The 22,020-nt window shown below is 73.6% G+C and carries 19 protein-coding genes; 7 read left to right on the top strand and 12 right to left on the bottom strand.

The features are described 5' to 3' along the window. Positions 1-36: 36 nt before the first annotated feature. Positions 37-315 (bottom strand): RNA-binding S4 domain-containing protein, encoded by a 279-nt coding sequence (locus ACOFKX_RS08975; protein WP_419826661.1) that lies wholly within the window; start codon positions 313-315, stop codon positions 37-39. Further along, positions 308-2,881, bottom strand: coding sequence for a helicase-related protein (locus ACOFKX_RS08970; protein ID WP_419826660.1), 2,574 nt, complete (start codon positions 2,879-2,881; stop codon positions 308-310). The genes ACOFKX_RS08975 and ACOFKX_RS08970 overlap by 8 nt, the downstream gene beginning before the upstream one ends. A gap of 225 nt (positions 2,882-3,106) precedes the next feature. Between ACOFKX_RS08970 and ACOFKX_RS08965 the strand changes: the two genes are divergently transcribed. Continuing rightward, positions 3,107-4,432: a M23 family metallopeptidase gene (locus tag ACOFKX_RS08965; protein WP_419826659.1), complete on the top strand. Its 1,326-nt coding sequence runs from the start codon at positions 3,107-3,109 to the stop codon at positions 4,430-4,432. Positions 4,433-4,445: 13 nt separating this feature from the next. Here ACOFKX_RS08965 and ACOFKX_RS08960 read toward each other — a convergent pair whose 3' ends face one another. From ACOFKX_RS08960 to hemC, 8 genes are all read right to left on the bottom strand, one after another. After that, positions 4,446-6,128 carry an ATP-binding protein gene (locus ACOFKX_RS08960; RefSeq protein WP_419826658.1) on the bottom strand — a complete coding sequence of 561 codons (1,683 nt, stop codon included), beginning with the start codon at positions 6,126-6,128 and terminating at the stop codon, positions 4,446-4,448. A gap of 45 nt (positions 6,129-6,173) precedes the next feature. After that, the gene (locus ACOFKX_RS08955; RefSeq protein WP_419826657.1) at positions 6,174-6,941 is read right to left on the bottom strand and encodes a TIGR02186 family protein; all 768 of its coding nucleotides are present in this window, start codon (positions 6,939-6,941) and stop codon (positions 6,174-6,176) included. Next, positions 6,938-7,852, bottom strand: a complete 915-nt coding sequence (locus tag ACOFKX_RS08950) for a sulfite exporter TauE/SafE family protein (protein WP_419826656.1) — start codon at positions 7,850-7,852, stop codon at positions 6,938-6,940. The genes ACOFKX_RS08955 and ACOFKX_RS08950 overlap by 4 nt, the downstream gene beginning before the upstream one ends. Before the next feature lie 27 nt (positions 7,853-7,879). Further along, a complete protein-coding gene (locus tag ACOFKX_RS08945; RefSeq protein ID WP_419826655.1) occupies positions 7,880-8,965 on the bottom strand; it encodes a hypothetical protein in 1,086 nt (361 codons plus the stop codon). Further along, complete coding sequence (locus tag ACOFKX_RS08940; protein ID WP_419826654.1) at positions 8,965-10,326, bottom strand: glycosyl transferase family protein; 1,362 nt, start codon at positions 10,324-10,326, stop codon at positions 8,965-8,967. The genes ACOFKX_RS08945 and ACOFKX_RS08940 overlap by 1 nt, the downstream gene beginning before the upstream one ends. A 70-nt stretch (positions 10,327-10,396) precedes the next feature. Then, a complete protein-coding gene (locus ACOFKX_RS08935) occupies positions 10,397-11,284 on the bottom strand; it encodes a hypothetical protein (RefSeq protein ID WP_419826653.1) in 888 nt (295 codons plus the stop codon). A 4-nt stretch (positions 11,285-11,288) separates the two neighbouring features. Then, positions 11,289-11,957, bottom strand: coding sequence for a uroporphyrinogen-III synthase (locus tag ACOFKX_RS08930; protein WP_419826652.1), 669 nt, complete (start codon positions 11,955-11,957; stop codon positions 11,289-11,291). Next, on the bottom strand, positions 11,954-12,865 hold the full coding sequence (gene hemC, locus ACOFKX_RS08925) for a hydroxymethylbilane synthase (RefSeq protein ID WP_419826651.1): 912 nt from the start codon (positions 12,863-12,865) through the stop codon (positions 11,954-11,956). Before hemC ends, ACOFKX_RS08930 begins: the two co-directional genes overlap by 4 nt. 45 nt (positions 12,866-12,910) lie before the next feature. Between hemC and tsaD the strand changes: the two genes are divergently transcribed. Together tsaD and ACOFKX_RS08915 are read left to right on the top strand one after the other, a co-directional pair. Further along, complete coding sequence (tsaD, locus tag ACOFKX_RS08920) at positions 12,911-13,945, top strand: tRNA (adenosine(37)-N6)-threonylcarbamoyltransferase complex transferase subunit TsaD (protein WP_419826650.1); 1,035 nt, start codon at positions 12,911-12,913, stop codon at positions 13,943-13,945. Next, on the top strand, positions 13,942-14,922 hold the full coding sequence (locus ACOFKX_RS08915) for an NAD(P)H-dependent glycerol-3-phosphate dehydrogenase (RefSeq protein WP_419826649.1): 981 nt from the start codon (positions 13,942-13,944) through the stop codon (positions 14,920-14,922). Before tsaD ends, ACOFKX_RS08915 begins: the two co-directional genes overlap by 4 nt. A gap of 3 nt (positions 14,923-14,925) precedes the next feature. Here ACOFKX_RS08915 and ACOFKX_RS08910 read toward each other — a convergent pair whose 3' ends face one another. Beyond that, the gene (locus tag ACOFKX_RS08910) at positions 14,926-15,105 is read right to left on the bottom strand and encodes a DUF1674 domain-containing protein (protein WP_419826648.1); all 180 of its coding nucleotides are present in this window, start codon (positions 15,103-15,105) and stop codon (positions 14,926-14,928) included. Between ACOFKX_RS08910 and ACOFKX_RS08905 the strand changes: the two genes are divergently transcribed. The 4 genes from ACOFKX_RS08905 to purH are packed head-to-tail and all read left to right on the top strand — an operon-like array spanning position 15,104 to position 20,491. Beyond that, complete coding sequence (locus ACOFKX_RS08905; protein WP_419826647.1) at positions 15,104-16,384, top strand: RsmB/NOP family class I SAM-dependent RNA methyltransferase; 1,281 nt, start codon at positions 15,104-15,106, stop codon at positions 16,382-16,384. The two genes, ACOFKX_RS08910 and ACOFKX_RS08905, sit on opposite strands and share 2 nt — an antisense overlap. Positions 16,385-16,417: 33 nt before the next feature. Further along, positions 16,418-17,080 carry a ribulose-phosphate 3-epimerase gene (rpe, locus tag ACOFKX_RS08900; protein ID WP_419826646.1) on the top strand — a complete coding sequence of 221 codons (663 nt, stop codon included), beginning with the start codon at positions 16,418-16,420 and terminating at the stop codon, positions 17,078-17,080. Next, positions 17,077-18,876 (top strand): heparinase II/III family protein, encoded by a 1,800-nt coding sequence (locus ACOFKX_RS08895; RefSeq protein ID WP_419826645.1) that lies wholly within the window; start codon positions 17,077-17,079, stop codon positions 18,874-18,876. The genes rpe and ACOFKX_RS08895 overlap by 4 nt, the downstream gene beginning before the upstream one ends. 25 nt (positions 18,877-18,901) lie before the next feature. Then, positions 18,902-20,491, top strand: a complete 1,590-nt coding sequence (gene purH / locus ACOFKX_RS08890; protein WP_419826644.1) for a bifunctional phosphoribosylaminoimidazolecarboxamide formyltransferase/IMP cyclohydrolase — start codon at positions 18,902-18,904, stop codon at positions 20,489-20,491. Between the two features lie 7 nt (positions 20,492-20,498). Here purH and ACOFKX_RS08885 read toward each other — a convergent pair whose 3' ends face one another. After that, entirely contained in the window at positions 20,499-22,013 is a 1,515-nt protein-coding gene (locus ACOFKX_RS08885; RefSeq protein WP_419826643.1) for a lipopolysaccharide biosynthesis protein, read from the bottom strand. Between the last annotated feature and the right edge of the window lie 7 nt (positions 22,014-22,020).

The raw sequence follows: 22,020 nt of genomic DNA, 5'->3' as shown, positions 1-22,020 counted from the left end.
GACGGGGCGCCCTGCTAGTGGCAGTGCCCCGTGGGGTCAACCGGGCGGGGCACCCCCGAGTTCCGTGTAGCAGGCGCTCGCCTCGGGCGCCGGCCCGCGTCGCGCCGGCAGCGCTTCCACGCGCACGATGCGCACCGCGTTCCCGATCGGCAGGCCAAGCACCTGCCCTACGCGCACCGCCGCCGACGGCTTGCTGACGGGGCGCCCGTCGATCCGGACATGGCCTTCGCAGGCGATCTGCCGCGCACGATCGCGGGTCTTGGCGAAGCGCGCGAACCACAGGAACAGGTCGAGCCGGATCGAGCCTTCAGCCATGCGTCCGCTGGGCGCCGGGGAAGAGCGTCGCGAGCGAGCCGAAGGCGTTGCCGGGCGAAGTGGGGCGGGCAGGCGGCGGCACCGGCTCGCGCCGGCCGCGCCACGCCCAGGCGACCATACCCTCGCTTCCTTCCGTCCGCGCGAAGCCGAGCTGACGCATCAGCCGCGCGACGGCCGGTGGGCGTAGGCCGATTGAGGTGGACAGCGACGGATCGGGCGCGAATGGGCGGCGCCCCTTGCGCGCGTCGTGCGCGTGGCGCGCCAGCCGCTCGACGAGATCGACTCGCAGCATCTGCTCGCCGAGCGCGCGAAAGCCGGCGCGGGCTGCGGCGGCGGCCAGCAGCGGATCGGGCCGATCGAGCAACGCGGCGCCCGCAGGCGGCAGCGGCGGCATCGCCGCGTCCGCGCGCGCCGCCGCGAGCGCGAGGCGCCAGCGCATCGCGGCCGGGCGGAGCAGCGCGGGCACGAACAGGTCGAGCGTGCCGATCCTGACGCCGAGCGCCGCCAGCCGCTTGCGATCCGCCGGATCGAGCGTCGGCAGCGTCGCCGCCACCGCTTCCCGCGCGACCACGCCACCCGCCTGCACGAGCGGCGCCAGAATGGCGCGGAGCGGCGGTGGGGTCGCCTCGTCCGTCGATGCCGCCGCAATGGGACCAAGCGCCGGCAAGTGCCGCGCAACCTCTCCGCCAAGCCAGCGCTCCAGGCGCGCGGCTACCGCCACGCGGTCGGTCGCACTCAAGGGATCGAGCGTCCGGTGCAGGGTGACGCGCGGCTGCGTCAGCGATCGACCGCGCCCCAGCCGCGCCACCACGTCGCCGCGCCAGAAGATCGCCACCGGCCGCCCGATGTCGGTGGCGAGCGTGAACGCCTCGTCGCCGTCCGCCGCCAGCGCACGCGCGCGCCGGGCGAGCTCGTCACCCAGCCGGCGCTCGGCGGCCGCGAGGAGCCGCTTCATGTCGGCGTGGCGCGCGGCGGCGTCGGCCTCGAAGCGGAAGCCGGTGAGGTATCCGATCGCCTCCCCCGCGACGGATACGGCGCCCGCTTCGTCGATCGCGACGGGCAGCGCGTCGGCGCCACGCGCGGAGAGATCGCGCAGCAGCACCGAGGTGCGGCGATCGACGAAGCGCTGCGTCAGCCGATCGTGCAGCGCGTCGGATAGCTTCTCCTCCAGCTCGCGCGTGCGCTCCGCCCAATGGCGGGGATCGGCGAGCCAGTCGGCGCGGTTGGCGATATAGGCCCATGTGCGCACGCCTGCGAGGCGGTCGGCCAACGTCTCGACGTCGCCAGCCACGCTGTCCAGCCTCGCGAGTTCGTCGGCGAACCAGCGTGCGGGCACGCGGCCGTCGCCCTCGCTCAGATGGCCGAACACGCGCAGCACGAGGCGGGCGTGGTGCTCCGCGCCGGTGCGGCGGAAGTCGGGCAGGCCGCAGGCGTCCCACAGCCGCCGGGTCATCCGCGCGCCCTTGGCCCGCGTGGCGACCTCCGGCTCGGCGGCGAGGCGCTTGAGGACGGCGAGGTCGATCGCCTGCGGCGCGCCGCGCAGACCCGGCAGCTCGGGCCGTGCCTCCAGGCTCGCAACCAGCCGCTCGACGCTGGCATAGTCGGGCGTGCCGCAGCGCCAGTAGAGATGGTCGAGCGGAGCGAAGTGGTGACCCTCGATCGCGGCGACCTCGTCCGCCTCGAACGCCGCGCCCTCGCCGCCCAGCGTGCCGAAGCTGCCGTCGCGATGATGGCGCCCGGCGCGCCCCGCGATCTGCGCCATCTCGGACACGGTCAGCCGCCGATTACGCCGCCCGTCGAACTTGCGGAGCGAGGCGAAGGCGACGTGCGCCACGTCCATGTTGAGGCCCATGCCGATCGCGTCGGTGGCGACGAGGTAATCGACCTCGCCCGCTTGATACATCGCCACCTGCGCGTTGCGTGTGCGCGGCGAGAGCGCGCCCATCACCACCGCCGCCCCGCCACGCTGGCGGCGCAGCATCTCGGCCACGGCGTAGACCTCGTCCGCCGAGAAGGCGACCACCACCGATCGCTTGGGCAGGCGCGAGAGCTTCTTCGGCCCGATATAGGAGAGGGTGGAGAAGCGCGGCCGGGTGACGATCTCGATCCCGGGCAGCAGCGCGCGCAGCATCGGGCGCAGCGTCTCGGCGCCCAGGATCATCGTCTCCTCACGCCCGCGCGCGCGCAGCAGCCGATCGGTGAAGACGTGGCCGCGTTCCGGATCGGCGCCGAGCTGCGCCTCGTCGAGCGCCACGAAGGCGAACTCGCGATCGTGCGCGTTGAAGCTCGCATCGTGCGCGCCGCCGCCGAGCGGCATCGATTCCGCCGTGGTGAGGAAGTAGCGTGCCGTCTCCGGCACGATCTTCTCCTCGCCCGTGACGAGCGCGACCTGCTTTTCGCCCTTCAGCGCCACCACGCGATCATAGACCTCGCGCGCCAGCAGGCGCAGCGGGAAGCCGATCAGGCCGGAGGAGTGGGCGCACATCCGCTCGATCGCGAGATGCGTCTTGCCCGTATTGGTCGGGCCGAGCACGGCGGTGAGCCGGCCATCCGAAGCGACGCCCATCCTACGACCAAGGTGGCGTGCCGGGAGGAGGATGGCAAGCGCGGTTAGGCGCGCCTTAACCTCGATCCGGCATGGGGCAGGCATCGCCGAGGAGACCCGCCCCTGTATCAGCCCCGCGCCTCGGAGTTCGCCGGTGGCGCCGCCGCCGAGTTCGCTGCGCCGGCGTGGCGGCCGCCGGCCTTCGGCCGCCTCGACACCGCGCCGCGCCGGCCGCGCTTCGATCCGGTGGTCGATCTCGGCCGCGACATCGGCTCGCCTGTTTGGTGGCGCGGCGTCGCGACGCTCGCCATCGCCGTGGCGACGCTCGTTCGCTTGACGCCAGGCCTCGCCCCGCTGCCGACCGCCGCTCCGCCGGCTCCGACGCCTACCCAGCAGCGCGAACTCGCCGCCATCGGCGTCGCCCCGCGTGCGCTCGGCGGCGACAGCGGGCGCGCGGTGGCACCCGGACTCCTCGCCGAGCCGCTGACCGCGATGCCGGAGCGCCCCCGCGTCGATCTCGTCGCCAGCCTCTCGGAGGGCGACGGCCTCGCCCGCCTGCTGGAGCGCGAGGGCGCGTCCGCCGCCGATTCCGCCACCGCCGCCGCGCTCGTCTCCTCGGTCGCGCCACGGCTTGCCGACGGCACCCGCGTTGCGATCGCGCTGGGGCGGCGGCCGGACCGCAGCGTCGCGCGGCCGCTCGACGCACTGTCGCTGCGCGCCCGCATCGATCTTGCCGTGTCGCTCCACCGCGAGGCAGGGCGGCTGGTGATCGCGCGCGAGGCGATCGCCGTCGACGATACGCCCGCGCGCATCGCGGGTCCCGTCGGCTTCAGCCTCTACCGCGCGGCGCGCGCGTCGGGCGTGCCGCTCGCCGTGCTCGCCGAGTATCTCCGCGCGATCGAACCGCATGTCGACGTCGGTGAGATCCGCGCCGACGATCGCTTCGACGTGGCGTTCGAGGAACGGCGCGCCGAGACCGGCGAGATAGAAATTGGACGGCTGCTCTACGCGGGCCTCGTCCATGCCGGCAGGCCGCTGCGCCTGCTGCGCTGGACGCTCGCCGGGCGCGAGCATTGGTTCGACGCCGCCGGTGCCGGCGCCAACCGTACCGGCTTCGCCATGCCCGTCGCCGGCCGCGTCACCTCGGGCTTCGGCCTGCGCTTCCACCCGATCCTCGGTTATTCGCGAATGCATCAGGGCATCGATCTCGCGGCGCCCGCCGGCACGCCGATCGTCGCGGCAAGCGACGGACGCGTCGCCTTCGCGGGCTGGCACGGCGGGCACGGCAACTATGTGCTCGTCGCCCACGAAGGCGGCCTCTCCACTGGCTACGGCCACATGAGCCGCATCGCCGCGACGCCGGGCGAGCAGGTGTCGCAGGGCGAAGTCATCGGCTATGTCGGATCGACCGGCCTATCGACCGGTCCGCACCTCCACTTCGAGGTGTTCCACCACGGCGTCGCGATTGATCCGGCCGCGGCCAGCTTCGCCGCCACCCCGCGGATCGCGGGCGCGGACCTCGCGGCGTTCCGTGCGCGGCTCGCAAGGCTGACGGCGCTGCCGCCCCGCTAGCGGCCGTTGCGCGTTACCGCCCCTGCCGCCGCCAGCGTCCGATCACGCGCTCGATCATCGCGCCTTCGCCGCCGCTCTCGCGCCACAGAGCGGAGAACGACGGATCGCCCGACGCTGGCCGCTTGTTCGCCTCCAACGTGTCGAGCGCCACGCGCATCGGCACGCCGACGCCTTCGCCGCAGATCACGCACTCGCGGTTCCGGAGCGCGGGAATCGTATCCATGAAGCCGCGGGCGCCCTCGGGCATTGCCGCGCGCACGCGCGCCTGATCGCGATCGTTGTTGAGCCGCATTGCGATGATCGTCCCGCATTGCGAGAGCACGCCCTCGGCGAGATCGGACGGCCGCTGCGTCACCAGGCCCAGCGACACACCGTACTTGCGGCCTTCCTTGGCGATGCGTTCGAGCACGCGGCGCACGGCGGCGCCCGTCGTCACGCGATCGGAGGGTACGTAGCGGTGCGCCTCCTCGCAGACGAGTAGGATCGGCCGCGTCGTCTCGTGCCGCGACCACACGGCATAGTCGAACACCAGCCGGGACAGCAGTGCCACCACGACCGAGGTGATCTCGGAGGGCACGCCCGACACGTCGATGATCGAGATCGGCTTGCCGACGGTAGGCAGCCTGAACAGCCGCGCCAGCGCGGACGCCATCGTGTCGCCGACCAGCATCCCGGAGAACATGAAGGCGTAGCGCGGATCGGTGCGCAGCTCCTCCAGCTTTGTCTTGAGGCGGATGTGCGGGCCGGTGTCGCCCGCTCGCTCCAGCTTGCCCATGTCCTGGACGACGAAGGCGATCAGGTCGGAGAGGAGGTAGGGGATCGGACTGTCCACCGTCACCTTGGCCACGCCTTCCGCCGCGCGGTTCTTGCAGCGCGCGGCGAGCAGGCAGCGGGCGAGCACGTCCATGTCGCGCTGTCGGTCGGGTCCTTCGGAGGTGACGAGCACCTCGCCATGCTCCTCGAAGTTCATCAGCCAGTAGGGGAGCGCCAGGTTCTCGGCATCGAACAGCTCGCCATAGCCCTGGAACGCCGCCGGATATTCTCCGTGCGGATCGATCATCACGATATGGCCTTCGGGCGCGGCCTCGCAGATGCGGTGGAGGATGAGCGCGAGGCTGGTCGACTTGCCGGTGCCCGTCGAGCCGACCAGCGCGAAGTGCCGGCCGAGCAGCGCGTCGATGTAGAGCGCGCCGCGCACATTTGCGGTCGGATAGACGGTGCCGATCTCGACGTGCGCGCGCTCGTCGGCGGCGAATATCTGGCGCATGTCGGTGTCGCCCGCCGGATGCACGTCGACGCCGGGCAGCGGATAGCGGGTGACGCCGCGCCGGAAGCCGGTGAGCGCGCCCGACGCCGCCTCCAGCCCCTCGCCGAGGAAGTCGATGTCGGCGATCATCGCCTGGCCGCCAGTGTCGTCGAGCGCCAGCGCACGTACGGTCGCGATCAGCCACGAGCGGCCGATCCGCATCTTCACGAGCGAGCCGACCTCGCCGGCCCGCGCGCCGCTGTCGGTGCGGGTCTCGTCGGCGTGGTGCCGGTGCAGCGCGGCGGCGTCGAGCAGGACGCGCGCCGAGCCGCCCGCGATGGACACCATGCGGCCGATCGGCGACGGCAGAGCCTCCGGCACCTCCGGCGCGGGCGTCCGCCGCGGCTCGGAGACGTCCTCGTCGAAGCCGCTCCACACCGTCGCGTCCATGCACCGCCTCCCCTGCTCGAAGAGGCGCAGATATCCATCCAAGCGTTAAGATTTGATCCGCGCGGGTGCCTGCCGCCGGCCGAACAGGGCCCCCGCCGCCCAGCCGAGCGCGAGCGAGACCGCCACCGCGACGATGCCGTAGAGGATGGCGTGGCGCCGCGCCGCGATCGCGACGAAACGCTCGAAGCCGGACTTGGCGATGCGCACGTCCCTGACGGCGCCGGCGACGACCTTGCCGTCCTGCACCAGGAACGTCTCGGCGACATAGCGGCCCGTCGGCACGCGGGCGGGCACCGCGATCCGTGCCCGGTACAGCACGCCGTCGCGCACCGAGACGCCGCTTTTATCCTCCACGTAGAGCCCGGCGCGGCGCTTGATGTCGACGAGCCCGTCCTCGAACGCCCGTGGCGCGGCGGTCGAAGTGGGCGAGAGCTGAAGCGCGTCGAGTCCGAGTTCGTAGATCGCGGCGGTGCGCCGATCGACAATGCGGGCGAGCGGCCGCGCGCTCGCCACCGCGTAGAAGCTCGGCACGGAGCGGAAGCGCGCACTGTCCGCGTTCACCCACATGCCGGCGATGCGGCGCTTGGCGCGGACGAGGACGGGCTCGGTGGGCCCCTTGAGGACCACCACGACGTCGGCCGGTCGGTTGGGCGCGCGTCCCTCCGGGTAGAGGATGGCGCCGAACAGCAGCAGTTCGGCGCCGGTGAAGCTGTAGACGATCCGCACCTCGCCGTCCGACACGTCGGGCACGAGGCGCGGCGCGGTCGCGCCGACGAGCAGCGGCGTGCATGCCAGGAGCAGCGGCGCCTTCATCCCGCCGCGAGCGAGTAGAGCTCGCCCGGCCGCCACGTCAGCCCCAGCGCCATGCGGACGGCGACCGCCAGCACCATGATCGCCAGCATGAGACGCAGCCATTCGGGGCTGAACTTCTGCGCGAAGCGCGTGCCGATCTGCGCACCCGAAGCCGATCCCACCAGCAGCAGCACTGCGAGCACGATGTCGACCGCCTGCGTCGTCATCGCGTGGATCATCGTGGTCGCGGCCGTCACGAACAGGATCTGGAACAGGCTGGTGCCCACCACCACCTGCGCGGACATGCCGAGCAGGTAAATCATCGCCGGCACCATCACGAAGCCGCCGCCGACGCCGAGCACCACCGTCAGCATGCCCGTCAGCAATCCCAGCAGGAAGGGCGCGAAAGGCGAGATGTAGAGGCCCGATCGATAAAAGCGCCAGCGCAGCGGCAGCGCCGCGACCAGCGGATTATGGCGCCGGGGCGCGCGCTTCGGTCGGGTGCCGCGCCGCTTCGCCAGGATGGTGCTCGCCGCCTCGCGCGCCATCAGCGCGCCGATCGTGCCGAGCAGCACCACGTAGGTGAGCGCGATCACCGTATCGATCTGGCCGAGCCGCTCCAGCAGCCGGAAGACCAGCGCGCCGACGCCCGAGCCGAGGATGCCGCCCGCGACCATCACGCCGCCCATGCGGAAGTCGACGCCGTTGCGCCTCACCTGCGCGAGCACGCCCGAGACGCTGGCGCCGGTGATCTGCGTCGCGGACGAGGCCACGGCGACGGTCGGCGGGATGCCGTAGAAGATCAGCAGCGGCGTCGTTAGGAAGCCGCCGCCCACCCCGAACATGCCCGACAGCAGCCCGACGCCGCCGCCGAGCGCCACGATCACGAGCATGTTCACCGACAGTCCGGCGATCGGCAGGTAGATGTGCATCGCGCCCGCGACGCTAGCCGCGCGCGGTCAGAAGTCCACGCCGATCGTCAGCGCCACGCCCGAGTGCGGGCGCGCGTCGCCGGCGAGGCGCGCGCGATAGTCCAGCGCCACGGCGACGGTGCGATCCTCGACGGGCAGGCGCACCACCGCCGACGGACCGACATCGATCCGCGCCGCGTGCGGCTGCGCCGCGCCCCACAGCCCCGCGCCGAGCGTCAGCGTCCGGCCGTCGCCGAGGCCGAGCTCGCGGCCGCCGCGTAGCGCGCCGTCGGCGTAGAGGTCGCGCCGCTTGGCACCCACGACGCCCGCCTCTGCATAGCCGTCGAGCCGCCAGCCGTCCGCCAGCCGCACGTCGTAGGCGCCACCCGCCGCACCGATCGCAAAGGCGTCGCGGCCGCCACGATCGAGCGCGACGCGACGCTCGGCCATCAGGTGGACCGGCAGCGCCGGCAGCGGCCGCCAGTCCACGCCTACCGCCGCCTCCGCCTGTCTCGGTCCGTCGATCGTGCGCGAGAGACGCGCGGAGGCCCCGATCCTGCCCCTCGAGTCGAGTCGGTAGAGTGCGCGCGCGCCCGCCTGGCCGCCGCCGATCTGCCCGTCGCTCGACAGCGGCCGTGCGTGACCGCCGCCGCGCAGGAACGCCCAGGCCGAGCCAGACCAGCGTGGCAGCGCCGCTCGGGCGTCCGGAACGCCGGAAGCCTCGGCCGCGTGGGCGATGCCCGTCTCGCGCACGTAGCTGCGCTCGCCGGTCGGCTGGTCGGCGTTCACGGCGATCAGGCGGAGCTGGTCCACATCCATGGGGATGCCTTCGCGGATCATATCGTTCGGCGCGCTCTGCTTGGGGGCGGGCGCGGGGCGTGGCGTGGCCCGTGGCGACGATACGCGCGCCGTCGCTGGCCCGGCCGCTGCCGCGAGGCGTGCCGGCGGCGGAGTCGCGGCGGCGGCGGCGGCGACCGGCCAGTGCCCCATCAGCCATCCCGGCGGGGGGGCAAGCCGCAACCGCGCCGGCGCGAACGGCCGCCATCCCTCTAGCGATGCGCCGCGCACGGCCACCCACAGCAGCACCACCGTCACTAGGAAGCGTAACGGGGCTGCCTGTCCGCGCGCCAGCATCAGGCGGGGAAGACGTGCACGGTCTTGTCCCAACGCACTCGGCCGCTTCGGACGATGCCGACGTAAAGCCCGATCGCGCGCACCGCCGCCGCCATCGCGACGAGGTTGCCCACCACCATGTGGGGCACGGTCAGCAGCGCCATCCGCCATCCGCACGCGCGCCCGGTGAACGCCGCGCGCCACGCGGCGCGCCAGGCGACGAGGCCGAGGTTGGTCCACATCGTCCACGGGGGCAGCGGCGAGGTGGGGCGCGCTGCGAGACCGAGCAGACCTGCCATCGCCTCGATCCCCCACAGGATGACCGCGGCGTAGGCGGCGGCCAGCACCATCGCGGCGATCGGCGTCCGCCTGTCGCGCAGCCGCATCCAGCGTTCGGCGAGCCCGCCCTCCCAGCCCAGCCGATCCCAGCCGGCGAGCGCGATGCCGGTGATCCAGCGCGCCTTCTGTCTCGCCGCTTGGGGAAGCGTTTCGGGGAAGCAGGCCCGCACCGCGACGATGCCGTCGCCGTCGGCGGCGCGGACGCGCACGAAGGCGCCGCGCCCGCCCGCCGCGCCGATGCGCAGGCCGAGTTCGTAATCCTCGGTGAGCGTACCCGGATCGAACGGCCCGTCGCGTCCGCGCGCCGCCTGCGCTAGTGCGCGCCTGCCGATCGCGCAGCCGACGCCGGCGGACGGCACGGCGGCGCCCACCGCCTCGCGCACCACCACCTGCTTGCCGTGCGCCTCCGCGAACTCGCCGCAGTAGGAGCCCGAGACGAGCGCCGCCCACCAGCCACGTCCGCTGACCGGCACCGCTGCAACCGGAAGCTGCACGAGATCGAAGCGGTCGATGAGCGCGTCGTAGACCGCAAGCTCGTCGCGATGCACCGCGTCCTCCGCGTCATGGAGGATCACCGCCTTGACGTGGCGGTGCTCCGTCGCCTCGTCGACACGCATCGCCTGCCACAGCCAGTTGAGGCAGCCCGCCTTGGTAGTGGGGCCGGCCGCATCGCCAATGACGAGGCGCACGCGCTCGTCGCCTCGCGTCGCCGCCTCCACCGCGGCGATGGTGGCGGGGTCATTGGGGTAGCAGCCGACGTAGAGCACCCAGTCGCGGTGCCGCAGCGTCGCCTTCGCGCGCGATATCATCTGCCCGATCACCGCGTCCTCGCGCCACGCGGGCACGAAGATCGCGAGCCGCCCGGGTTTGGGCGACGCGAGCGTGGCGGCGGTGGCGCGGGGATGGCGGCGATAGACGGTGATCCGTCGCCACGCCGTGCGGGCCAGCCAGATCAGATCGATGCAGAGATCGTCCAGCCCGCCGATCAGGAAGCCGACCGCCGCGAAGAGCGCAAGCTCGCGCGCGGCGGCGTCCAGCACCACCCAATGCTCCACGGCGGACCCCCGTTCGCCCTATCCCGATGAGGTTAGCGGCGAGGAGCGGCTTGTCGAGTCAGTCTGCGTTATCGCTGGGCGTAACGGTCCCGTTTCCGGTCGCAACGGGCGCGTCGCCGGGATCAAGCAGCGCCGCCGTCTCGATGCGGTCGAGCGCGCCTCGCCCGGCGAGATACCGCCGCGCCATGACGATCCAGCGCTGCGCGGCGTCGCGCGCGGGCAGGCGCAGCACCTCGGCGAGCGCCCCGTCGACCTGCCCGCCCTCCAGCATACGCTGCGCGCGGGCGACGCGATCGGCCGGCACGGTGGACGGCACGTCGGCGCGGCGGATCGTCACCATGCCGGCGATCTCCCGGCGGAAGGCCTGCCACCAGCCTCCCTGCTCGTCGCCGCCGGCGAGTTGCGGCGCGATCGCGTCGAGCCCGTTCTGCAGATCGGCGAGCGTCACCGGCGTGCGCGACGCTGACAGGATGGTGGCGACGGCGGCGGGCTGGCTGCGGCCGAAGCGTTGGCGGAGCAGGCTTTCGATATAGCCGAGCTCGAACCCGCGATCGAGCGCGCGCCGCGCCGCGAACGCTACGAGCAGCCCCTCCGCGCGGCTGGCATCGCCGGTTGCGGCGCGGGCCTGCGTCTCGATGTCGCCGACCTTCTCGCGCAGCTCGGCGATGGCGCCGGTCGTCTCCGGGTCCGGAGCGGCGACGACAGGCGTGGGCGCGGGCGGCGGCCGTGGGATCGACCGTAGCGTGTTGATGCGCGTCGCGAGGATGTCAGCTCGGGCTTCGTCGTGGGAGACCAGGCCGAGCGCGCCCGCGAGGCGCGGCAGGCGCGCGATCGCATAACCCGCCGCCGCCGCGCCGGCCGCGAACAGCAGCAGCGCCAGGAGCAGCAGCCACGGCCAGCGCCGCCGCCGGGGGAGATCCTCCTCGTCGTACCGGGCCGTCGCCATGCGCTCAGTGATCGCACAGCTTGGCGGCCGCCGCCAGCAGCGCGGCGTCGGTCGGCGCCGAAGCCACGGCGGCCGCGCGCCAGCCGCCGCCCGAGGCGGAGAGCGCCGCGCGGCTGATCGCCGCCACCGCGATCCGCGCGCGCTCCGGCGCCAGCCTCGCGAAGGCGGCGGCGGCGCGGGCCGAGTGGAGCAGCGCCACCGCATCCGGCAGCACGGCGCGGGCGACGCGCGGCAGCGCCTCCACCGCGTCGGCGGCGTAGACGATGCGCGTCTCGATCCCCAGGCCGGGTATCGTCACAACGCGATGCTCGCGCCCCGCCAAGTGGAGCAGCGAGGTGACGCCGTCGGCAGCGGCGGTCGCGGCAATCGCGGCGGCGTCGCCTCCGCCGATCACGACGTGCGCGAAGCCGGCGGCGCGCGCCGCCTCGGCGGTGGCGTCGCCGACCGCGTAGAGCGGCAGGTGCGTGACCGCGCCGAGCCCGTCGCCGCCGAGCCGGGCGGCGCTGGCGCTTGTCATCAGCACCGCCTGTGGCATCGTGATGGGCGGCCGCCACGCTACGGCGCGAAGCTCGAATAAAGGCGCTGCCACCGCCTCAAGCCCGATCGCGCGTGCCGCCTCCACCGTCCGATCGGCGCTCGGCTGCGGACGGAGTACGAGCAGCGGGCGCGTCATCGCCCTGCAAACAGGCGGGCGATCGGCGCGGGGGCGTGTGCGAGCAGCATGTCGGCGAGCCGCGCCGCCTCGGCCGGGCCCGCCAGGGTGATCGTATCGCAGACGTGGTGCGCGCCGCCCTCGTCGAGCAGTTCCGCGTTGATGGCGAGCCTGCGTCCTTCGATCCGCGCCAGCGCCGCGACGGGGGAGTGGCAGTCCGCGCCCAGCGCGGCGAGCAGCGCGCGCTCGGCTGCGATGCAGGCGTGGGTATCGGCATGATCGATCGGGGCGAGCAGGCGGAGCGTCGTCGCGTCGCGGGCACGCGCCTCGATGCCCACGGCGCCCTGCGCAGGGGCGGGCAGCATCTCGTCCGTCTCGATCGCGTGGCCGACATCGTCGCGGCCGAGCCGCAGCAGCCCGGCGGCGGCAAGCAGCGTCGCGTCCGCCTCTCCGGCCGCGAGCTTGGCGAGACGCGTGTCGACATTGCCGCGAAACGGCACCACCACGATGTCGGGCCGACGATGACGCACCTGTGCAGCGCGGCGAGGCGAGGAGGTGCCGAGGCGCGCGCCGTACGATATCGCCGCGATCGAGGTCGCGCCGACCAGTCGGTCGCGCACGTCGGCGCGCGGCAGCATCGCGGCGATGCGGATCGCGTCCGGCCGGATCGTCTCGACGTCCTTCATCGAATGCACCGCGAAGTCGATCGCGCCCGAGAGCAGCGCCTGGTCGAGCTCCTTGGTCCACAGCGCCTTGCCGCCGATCTCGGCGAGCGGGCGATCCTGCACACGGTCGCCGGTGGTGCGGACCGGGACGATCGCGACGGCGTCGGCATCCCAGCCGTGCGCGTCGCGCAGCGCGGCCGCGACCATGCGCGCCTGGACGAGCGCCAGCGGCGATCCGCGCGTGCCGAGACGGAGGGGGGGCATGACGCGGTTGCCCTAGCCGCGCTCGCCGGTGCAGGGAAGCGGGACATGACGCTGATCCTCGGCCTCGAATCCTCCTGCGACGAGACTGCCGCCGCGATCGTGGACGGCGACGGCCGCGTGCTCGCGCACCGGCTGGCCGGGCAGGAGGCGGCGCACGCGCCGTTCGGCGGCGTCGTGCCCGAGATCGCGGCGCGCGCGCATGTCGAGGCGCTCGGGCCGCTCGTGGAGGCGGCGTTCGCCGACGCGGGCGTGACGATGGCGGGCATGGACGCGGTCGCCGCGACCGCCGGGCCGGGACTGATCGGGGGTGTCATGGTGGCCCTGTCGATGGCCAAGGGCTTGGCGCTATCGGCGGGAAAGCCACTGATCGCGGTGAATCACCTGGAGGGCCACGCGTTGTCGCCACGGCTCGCCGATCGGACGCTCGCCTTCCCCTACCTGTTGCTGCTCGTCTCGGGCGGGCATTGCCAGCTCCTCGCGGTCGAGGGGGTGGGCCGCTACCGCCGGCTGGCCACCACGATCGACGATGCGGCCGGCGAGGCGTTCGACAAGACCGCCAAGCTGCTCGGCCTCGGTTTCCCCGGCGGACCGAAGGTGGAGCAGGCGGCGCGCGACGGCGATCCGATCGCCGTGCCGCTACCCCGCCCGCTGGTCGGCTCGACCGAGCCGCATTTCTCCTTCGCGGGGCTCAAGAGCGCGGTGCTGCGCGCGCGGGACTCCGGCCGCCATCGCGCCGAGGATGTTGCCGCGTCCTTCCAGCAGGCGGTAGTCGACTGCCTCATCGACCGGACGCGGCGCGTCCTCGCGCGGGTGCCGGGTGCGACGGCGCTGGTGGTGGCGGGCGGCGTCGCCGCCAACGGCGCGGTGCGCGCCGCGCTGGAGACGCTGGCGGGGGAGGCGAGGCTGCGCTTCGTCGCGCCGCCGCTGTGGCTGTGCACCGACAATGCCGCGATGATCGCCTGGGCGGGCGCCGAGCGCCTCGCCGCCGGCCTCACCGATCCGCTCGACGTGCCGGCGCGGGCGCGCTGGCCACTCGATCCGGCGGGCGAGGCGGTGCGCGGCGCGGGCGTCAAGGCATGAGGCATCTTGGCGTCGTGGGTGCGGGCGCCTGGGGGACGGCGCTCGCCCACCTCGCCGCCGCCAACGGCCCGGTGACGCTGTGGGCGCGCTCGGCCGAACGCGCCGCCGCCATTGCCGCCACCGGCCGCAACGACGCCTATTTGCCGGGCGTCGCGCTCTCCCCCGTGATTCGCGTCACGGCGCAAGCCGACGCGCTCGCCGGCTGCGACGCGCTGCTGCTAGCGACGCCGGCGCAGGCGATGCGCGGCGTGCTCGTTGGGATGCCGGAGAGCGGGTGCCCGCTGCTGCTCTGCTCCAAGGGCATCGAGGCCGGCACGCGGCTGCTGATGTCCGAGGTCGCGGCCGAGCTTCGCCCGTCCTCGCCAATCGCAGTGCTCTCAGGGCCGACCTTCGCGCACGAGGTCGCCGTCGACTTGCCCACCGCCGTCACGCTGGCGTGCGGCGACGCGGCGGTCGCCGAGCGGCTGTCCCGCCGCATCGCCCGCGCGAGCTTCCGGCCTTATCTGAGCGACGACGTGATCGGCGCGGAAATCGGCGGCGCCGTCAAGAACGTACTGGCGATCGCCTGCGGCGTGGTCGCGGGCTACGGGCTCGGCCACAATGCCGCCGCCGCGCTGATCGCGCGCGGCTTCGCGGAGATGGCGCGGTTCGGCGCGGCGCGCGGCGCGTCCGCCGTCTCGCTGGCGGGGCTGGCGGGGCTCGGCGACCTCGTGCTCACCTGCTCGTCGGCATCGTCGCGCAACTACAGCCTGGGGCTGGGGCTCGGCCGGGGCGAGCGCGCCGCCGACCTGCTCGCCACGCGTCGCACCGTCGCGGAAGGCGCAGCGACCGCGCCCGTGCTGGTGGAGGCGGCGCGCGCGGCGGGGGTGGAGATGCCGATCGCTGAGGCGGTCGGCACGCTGCTCGCCGGCGAGGCCTCGGTCGCCAACGTCGTCGAGCGGCTGCTCAATCGCCCGCTTGGCGTCGAGCGGCGATGATGCTCAGAAGTCCACCGCGATCCCCTTCAGCTCCCAGTCGCCGTAGCGCGTCGGCGCGGGACGATCGGCGGTCTCGCCGCGCGCCGGATCGAGGTCCGACGAGGGCTGCGGCAGCGGCGGGCTGGGCGAGAGATGGGCGGGCGGCGTCGACGAGGCCGGGCGGCGGGAAGGTTCGCTAGTCATGGCGAGACAACCCGCCACGCGCGCGCCCGATCCGCCCGGCGTTCCCGCGCGCCGCGCCGCGCTGCGGCTGCTCGACGCCGTGCTGCGGCGAGGACTACCGCTGGAGGCCGAGCTTCCGCGTGCCACCAGCGGCCTCGTCCGGACCGAGGATCGCGGCCTCGCGCGAGCGATCGCGTCGGAGACGCTGCGCCGGCTGCCCGACCTCGACGCGCTGATCGACGGCGCCACGCGCCTGACGCTGCCGCCCGACGCCAAGGCGCGCTTCGCGCTCCGCATCGCGCTGGTGCAGGCGCTGGCGATGGGGGTGGCGCCGCACGCGTCGATCGCGACCGTGCTGCCGCTGGTCGACGGCGGCCCGCGCCGCCTCGTCCACGGCGTGTTCGGCACGCTGATGCGCGCCGGCACGACTTTGGCCGAGCCGCCGCGCTTTCCGGAAGACGTCGCGCGGCGTTGGTGCGAGGCGTGGGGCGGGGATGCGGTGGACGGGGCGCGCACCGGGCTCCTGGGGCGACCGCCGCTCGATCTTACGCTCCGCGACCCGGGCGCGACCGAGCATTGGACCGAGCGTCTCGGCGGCGAGAGCCTCGCGCCGGGCCACGTCCGCCTCGGCGCGGTCGCAGACGTGACGGCGCTCGCCGGCTACGACGAAGGCGCGTGGTGGGTGCAGGACCTCTCCGCCTCGCTGCCCGCGCGGCTGCTGGGACGCGGCGACGGCGCGGTCCTCGATCTCTGCGCCGCGCCGGGCGGGAAGGCGCTGCAGCTCGCCGCCGCCGGCTGGAGGGTGACGGCGGTGGAGCGCGATCCCGCCCGCCTTGCCCGCCTCGCAGACAACGGCGAACGCACTGGGCTGGCGATGGAGACGATCGTCGCCGACGCCATGGACTGGGCGCCCGCCGCTCCCGCCGACGCGGTGCTGCTCGACGCGCCCTGCTCGGCGACCGGCATCTTCCGCCGCCACCCGGACGTGCTCCACCGCGTTCGCGCGTCCGCGATCGCCGCGCTGGCGGACGCGCAGCGGGCGATGCTCGCGCGCGCCGCCGGTTGGGTGAAGCCCGGCGGTCGCATCGTCTACGCCGTCTGCTCGCTGGAGCAGCAGGAGGGCGAGGAGGCGGTGCGCGCCGCTGCCGCGTACGGCCTCGCGACCGAACCCGTCCGCGCCGACGAACTGCCCGCCGGCCTCGCGCCGTCGGCGGAAGGCTTCCTCCGCGTGCCGCCCGGCGCGCTCGCCGATCGCGGCGGCTGCGACGGGTTCTTCATCGCGCGCTTCGTTAAGGGTTGAGCGGGCCTCCGCCGGGGGGTAGGCGCCGGCTCCGTGGCCAAGCCCGTCCGCATCGCTCCCTCGATCCTCTCGGCCGACTTCGCGCGGCTGGGCGATGAGGTGCGCGCGATCGACGCCGCCGGCGCGGACTGGATCCACGTCGACGTGATGGACGGCCACTTCGTGCCCAACATCACGATCGGGCCGGCGATCGTGAAGGCGCTGCGGCCGCACACGGCCAAGCCTTTCGACGTCCACCTGATGATCTCGCCGGTGGACGGCTTTCTGGAGGCGTTCGCCGAGGCCGGCGCCGATTGCCTCACCGTCCATCCCGAGGCCGGGCCGCACGTCCATCGCACCGTGCAGACGATCAAGAAGCTGGGCAAGCGCGCCGGCGTGGTGCTGTGCCCCGGCACGCCCGAGGACGCGCTCACCTACCTGCTCGACACGATCGACCTCGTGCTGGTGATGACGGTCAATCCCGGCTTCGGCGGGCAGCATTTCATCGACGGCCAGCTCGCCAAGATCGCGCGCATCCGCCGCATGATCGACCAGACCGGCCGCGACATCGATCTGGAGGTTGACGGCGGCGTCGATGCGGAGACGGCGCCGCGCTGCATCGCAGCCGGCGCGGACGCGCTGGTCGCCGGCACCGCCACCTTCAAGGGCGGGGCCGCCGCTTACGCCGCCAACATCGCCGCGCTGAGGGCCGGATGAGCGCGCCGCGTCCTGTCGCTACGAGGAAGGCCGTCTCAAACCGCGCCGCGCCGCCGGAGGCGCCACGCGAGGAGCCGCCGCCCGAGCAGGCGGTGGCGCCGGGGCGCAGCCTCGTCCGCGTCGGCGCCGATCGTGGCGCCTCGTTAGCCGAGCGCGTCGTCGGCCAGTTCCACCGGCTGACGTGGCGTACCCCGCTTCACCAGATGCGGCTGCGCGGACGTCATCCGCTGAAGCTGCTCGGCGTGCCGCGCGATCCGGTGGCGGGCGACGCGCGGGCCGGCGCCGAGCTGATCGAGGGCGAGATCGTCTGGGGCACGGTGCGCGCGGATCTCGCGACGCTCGACTTTGCCGATTCGCGCCACGGTCGGGGGTTCGTCGATCACGTCCAATCCTTCGCCTGGCTGCGCGACCTGCCGGTGGCGGGCCCGCGCGAGGTCACCGCTCCTGTCGCGGAGGCGGTGCTCGCGCGCTGGCTCCACGCCCATGCCGACCGCGTCGACGACGTCGCATGGCGGCCGGATCTCTGGGGCCGGCGCATCCTGGCCTGGACGTTCCACGCCCCGCTGATCCTGTCATCGGGCGACGTCACCTATCGCAGCGCCGTGCTCAACACGCTGGCGCGCGGCGCGCGCCACCTCGATCGCGCGGCGGACACTGCGGCGGTGGGCGTGCCGCGCATCGCCGCTTATGCCGGGCTCATCGTCGCCGGCCTGCTGATCCCGGGCGGCGATCCCCGCGTGGCGATCGGCGAGCAGGGGCTCGCGCGCGCGCTGCGCCAGGGCACCATGCCGGACGGCGGCGTCGTCAGCCGCTCGCCCGTCGACCTGCTCGATCTCGTGGAACTCCTCGCCTCGCTGCTCGCCGTTTACGAGGAACGTCGCCGCGAGCCGCCGGGGATGGCGACGGCGACGTTGGCGCGCGCGGTGCCGGCGCTGCTCGGCGTCATGCTCGGCGACGGCCAATTGTCGAGCTGGCAGGGTGGCGGGCCGCTCGACGCGGGTCGCGTCGCGCGCGTGGTGACGGGGTCGGGCATCCGCACGCGTCCGCAGCGTCAATCGCGCGATTGGGGGTTCCAGCGGCTGTCGGCAGGGCAGACGGTGGCGGTGATCGATTGCGCGCCGCCGCCCGCCAGCCGTCTCGCGCGCGGCGGCTGCGCCTCCACGCTTGCCTTCGAGCTCGCCGACGGGCCGCGCCGTATCGTCGTCAACTGCGGCGGCGGACAGCCCTGGGGCACGCTGACCCGCGGCATCGCCGCCGGCTTGCGTACCACCGCCGCCCACTCGACGCTGACCCTCGCCGACTCGAACTCCACCGCGATCCACGCCGATGGATCGCTGGGCCGGGGGGTCACTTTGGTCGAGCTCGACCGGCAGGAGCAGGAAGCGGCGAGCCGCATCGAGGCGAGCCATGACGGCTATGTCCGCCGACACGGCTTCGTCCACCGACGCCTGCTGTCGCTCGCCGCCGACGGTCGCGAGCTGGCCGGAGAGGACGTGCTGCTGCCCCGCAACGAGGGCCGCGGCAGCCGGCCCGGCCTGCCCATCGCCTTCGCTGCGCGCTTCCACCTCGCGCCCGGCGTCGAGGCCACCGCGACGGCGGACGGCATGGCCGCGCTGCTCCGCGTGGACGGCGGCCCGCCGTGGCAGTTCCGCTGCCGGGGGGGAGCGCTCGCGATCGAGGACGGCTTGTGGATCGACGGCGCAGGCCGGCCGACACCCGCCACGCAGCTCGTCGTCACCGGCGAGGCGCCGGCGGGCGGCACCAGCGTCTCCTGGACCTTCAAACGCGCGGGCTGAGGGCTGGCGCAGCTCGGATGAAATCATGTCGGACGGGAAGATCACGCGCGCGCTGCTGTCCGTGTCCGACAAGACCGGGCTCCCGGAGCTGGGCGCGGCGCTGGCGCGGCACGGCGTCGAACTCGTCTCGACGGGCGGTACGGCCAAGGCGCTGCGCGAGGCGGGGCTCGCCGTGCGTGACGTGTCGGACCTCACCGGCTTCCCCGAGATGATGGACGGCCGCGTCAAGACGCTGCACCCGATGGTGCATGGCGGGCTGCTGGCGGTGCGCGACGATCCCGCGCACCAGCAGGCCATGGCGGAGCATGGCATCGCCACGATCGACCTCGTCGTCGTCAATCTCTACCCGTTCCGCGAGACGGTGGCGAAGGGCGCGTCGCGCGACGAGGTGATCGAGAACATTGACATCGGCGGCCCGTCGATGGTGCGCTCGGCCGCCAAGAACCATGCGTTCGTGGCGATCGTCACCGATCCCGCCGACTATGCCGCGATCGTCGCCGAGATGGACGCGAGCGGCGGCGCGACGGCGCTCGATACACGCCGCCGCCTGGCCGCCAAGGCGTTCGCCGCCACCGCCGCCTACGACGCGGCGATCTCCGGCTGGTTCTCGGGCTTCGATCAGGGCGAGGCCTTCCCGGCGCGGCGCGTGATGGCGAGCACGCTCGTCTCCACGCTGCGCTACGGCGAGAACCCGCATCAGCTCGCCGCCCTCTACGCCGCCGACTCGGCCGCCGCGCGCGGCATCGCGCAGGCGGAGCAGGTTCAGGGCAAGGAACTCAGCTACAACAACTACAACGACGCCAACGCCGCGCTGGAGCTGGTCGCCGAGTTCCGCGACGGCCCGCCCACGGTGGTGATCGTGAAGCACGCCAATCCGTGCGGCGTCGCCACCGCCGACACGCTGGCCGACGCCTACCGCGCGGCGCTGGCGTGCGACAGCGTGTCCGCTTTCGGCGGCATCATCGCCGCCAATCGCACGCTGGACGGCGCGACGGCAGAGGCGATGGCGGCGATCTTCACCGAGGTCGTTGTCGCGCCCGACGCCGACGCCGAGGCCCGCGCCGTGTTCGCGCGCAAGAAGAACCTGCGGCTGCTGCTGACCGGCGAACTCCCCGATCCGCAACGCATGGGGCTGCTGACGACGATCATCGCCGGCGGCTCGCTCGTCCAGCAGCGCGATTTCGGACGCATCGCGCGCGAGGATCTCAAGGTCGTGACGCGGCGCGCGCCGACGCTCGACGAGCTGGAGGACTGCGTCTTCGCCTGGACCGTCGCCAAGCATGTGAAGTCCAACGCCATCGTCTACGCCAAGGGTGGCGCGACCGCCGGCATCGGCGCGGGCCAGATGAACCGGCTGGAGTCCGCACGCATCGCGGCGTGGAAGGCGAAGGACGCCGCCGACAAGGCGGGCTGGGCGGAGTCGCGCACGGTGGGCTCGGCGGTCGCGTCCGACGCCTTCTTCCCCTTCGCCGACGGGCTGCTCGCGGCGGTGGAGGCGGGCGCCACGGCGGTGATCCAGCCGGGCGGCTCGATCCGCGACGATGAGGTGATCGCGGCCGCCGACGAAGCGGGGCTGGCGATGCTGTTCACGGGCATGCGGCACTTCCGGCACTGAGGGCCGGCTAGGCGGTCGCCAGCGTCGGCGGCGGCGCCTCGCCCTCCTTCAGCCGGAACAGCATCCGGTCCTCCGGTCCGAAGCCGCGATACCAGATCACCGCACCATAGGCGGCGAGGATCGCGGGCACGCCGAGCGCCAGCTCCGTCCACTCGGGCAGCAGCATCGCCACCGCGCCTACCCCCGCGCCGGCGAGCGACGCCGGCACCAGCGCCCAGCGCCAGCCCGACACGCGCGTGCCCAGCAGGCGGGCGAGCAGCCGCGACTTGGCCACCGATGCCGCACCCAGCGCGAGCAACAGCGCGATCGCCGGGCCGGCGGCGGCGATCGCGTCGTTCTTCCAGTCGGCCACCGGATGGATCGCGCGTATCGCGCGGATCAGCAGCATCGAGGCCAGCGCCTGCCCGGCGATCATCGCCACGGAGATCATCAGGTTGCGCTTCCTCGCGACGTAGATCAGCGCGGCCTCACTGACGACTGCCGTCGCGGCGATCGCCTCCGCCGCCAGCAGCACGCCGAGCGCGCCCGCGCCACCCGCGAAGCGCGGCCCGACGAGGCCCATCACCGCGCCGCCGGGCAGCCCCAGCGCCAGCGCGATCCCCACCTGCGCGGCGATGATCCAGAAGCCGACCTGTCGCACCTGCTTCGCCACCGCCGCCCTGTCGTCGTTGGCGAGATCGCGCGTGATGACGGGCCCTAGGATCGGATCGAAGCTCGTCTTGAGCTTCTGTGGCAGCGAGGCGACCTGCTGCGCCACGTAATAGATGCCGACGATCGCGGGCGAGAAGAACAGGCCGAGGATGGCGATGTCGAGCCGCCGCGAGCCCCACTCGATCGCGTCGGCGCCGGCGAGCGGCCAGTTGCGCCGCATCGTCTTGAACACGCGGCGCGGCATCGGCCGCCAGCCGCGCGGCCGACCGTAGCTCCGCATCAACGGCCAGATGGAGGCGATGAGCGCCGCTGCCGCCGACAGCGCATAGGCGAGGATCAGCCCGTCCCTCAGCGAGTAGAAGGCGAGCGCGCCGGCGGCGATGCTGATCGTCCACGGCTCGATGATCGAACGTGCGGTGACGGTGGCGCCGATGTCGCCGCGGTAGGCGAGGCCGGCGAGCGCGATATCCGATCCCGCCCACGCGAAGATGGTGAGCGGCAGCAGCCAGTCGAGCGGGTTCACCTCGGAATTGGGAAACAGCAGCAACGGGAACGCCATCAGCACGGCGGACGCGATCACCGACACGATCAGCCCGACGAGCAGCCCGTCCCAGACGACGTGGACGTGCGGCCGCTCGGTGAGCGAGAGTTGCTGCGCCAGCCCGCGCTTGAGGCCGAGCGTGGCGATCTGGCCCGCGAACTCGACGATGATCGTCGCGTAGGCGAAGCGCCCGAGCACGTCCGCGCCGTAGAGGCGGCCGGCGATGAACAGGAAGGGCAGCCGCGCGGCAAGGCGCAGCAGGAAGCCGAGAAAGTTGGTGCGGCCTCCCTTCGCCAGCGCGGCGATATCGCCCGGGCCGTCGCCGTCCACGCCGGTT

This window comes from Sphingomonas sp., assembly GCF_965200105.1.
Classification (GTDB): domain Bacteria; phylum Pseudomonadota; class Alphaproteobacteria; order Sphingomonadales; family Sphingomonadaceae; genus Solisphingomonas.
This window is presented reverse-complemented; position numbering and strand designations above follow the sequence as displayed.

Coding starts and splice junctions, on each gene's coding strand:
- ACOFKX_RS08975 (WP_419826661.1), bottom strand. CDS start 315: ATGGCTGAAGGCTCGATCCGGCTCGACCTGTTCCTGTGGTTCGCGCGC.
- ACOFKX_RS08950 (WP_419826656.1), bottom strand. CDS start 7,852: ATGCACATCTACCTGCCGATCGCCGGACTGTCGGTGAACATGCTCGTG.
- ACOFKX_RS08905 (WP_419826647.1), top strand. CDS start 15,104: ATGGCGAGACAACCCGCCACGCGCGCGCCCGATCCGCCCGGCGTTCCC.
- ACOFKX_RS08935 (WP_419826653.1), bottom strand. CDS start 11,284: ATGGCGACGGCCCGGTACGACGAGGAGGATCTCCCCCGGCGGCGGCGC.
- ACOFKX_RS08910 (WP_419826648.1), bottom strand. CDS start 15,105: ATGACTAGCGAACCTTCCCGCCGCCCGGCCTCGTCGACGCCGCCCGCC.
- purH (WP_419826644.1), top strand. CDS start 18,902: ATGTCGGACGGGAAGATCACGCGCGCGCTGCTGTCCGTGTCCGACAAG.
- hemC (WP_419826651.1), bottom strand. CDS start 12,865: ATGCCCCCCCTCCGTCTCGGCACGCGCGGATCGCCGCTGGCGCTCGTC.
- ACOFKX_RS08895 (WP_419826645.1), top strand. CDS start 17,077: ATGAGCGCGCCGCGTCCTGTCGCTACGAGGAAGGCCGTCTCAAACCGC.
- ACOFKX_RS08930 (WP_419826652.1), bottom strand. CDS start 11,957: ATGACGCGCCCGCTGCTCGTACTCCGTCCGCAGCCGAGCGCCGATCGG.
- ACOFKX_RS08960 (WP_419826658.1), bottom strand. CDS start 6,128: ATGGACGCGACGGTGTGGAGCGGCTTCGACGAGGACGTCTCCGAGCCG.
- ACOFKX_RS08955 (WP_419826657.1), bottom strand. CDS start 6,941: ATGAAGGCGCCGCTGCTCCTGGCATGCACGCCGCTGCTCGTCGGCGCG.
- ACOFKX_RS08915 (WP_419826649.1), top strand. CDS start 13,942: ATGAGGCATCTTGGCGTCGTGGGTGCGGGCGCCTGGGGGACGGCGCTC.
- ACOFKX_RS08945 (WP_419826655.1), bottom strand. CDS start 8,965: ATGCTGGCGCGCGGACAGGCAGCCCCGTTACGCTTCCTAGTGACGGTG.
- tsaD (WP_419826650.1), top strand. CDS start 12,911: ATGACGCTGATCCTCGGCCTCGAATCCTCCTGCGACGAGACTGCCGCC.
- ACOFKX_RS08970 (WP_419826660.1), bottom strand. CDS start 2,881: ATGGGCGTCGCTTCGGATGGCCGGCTCACCGCCGTGCTCGGCCCGACC.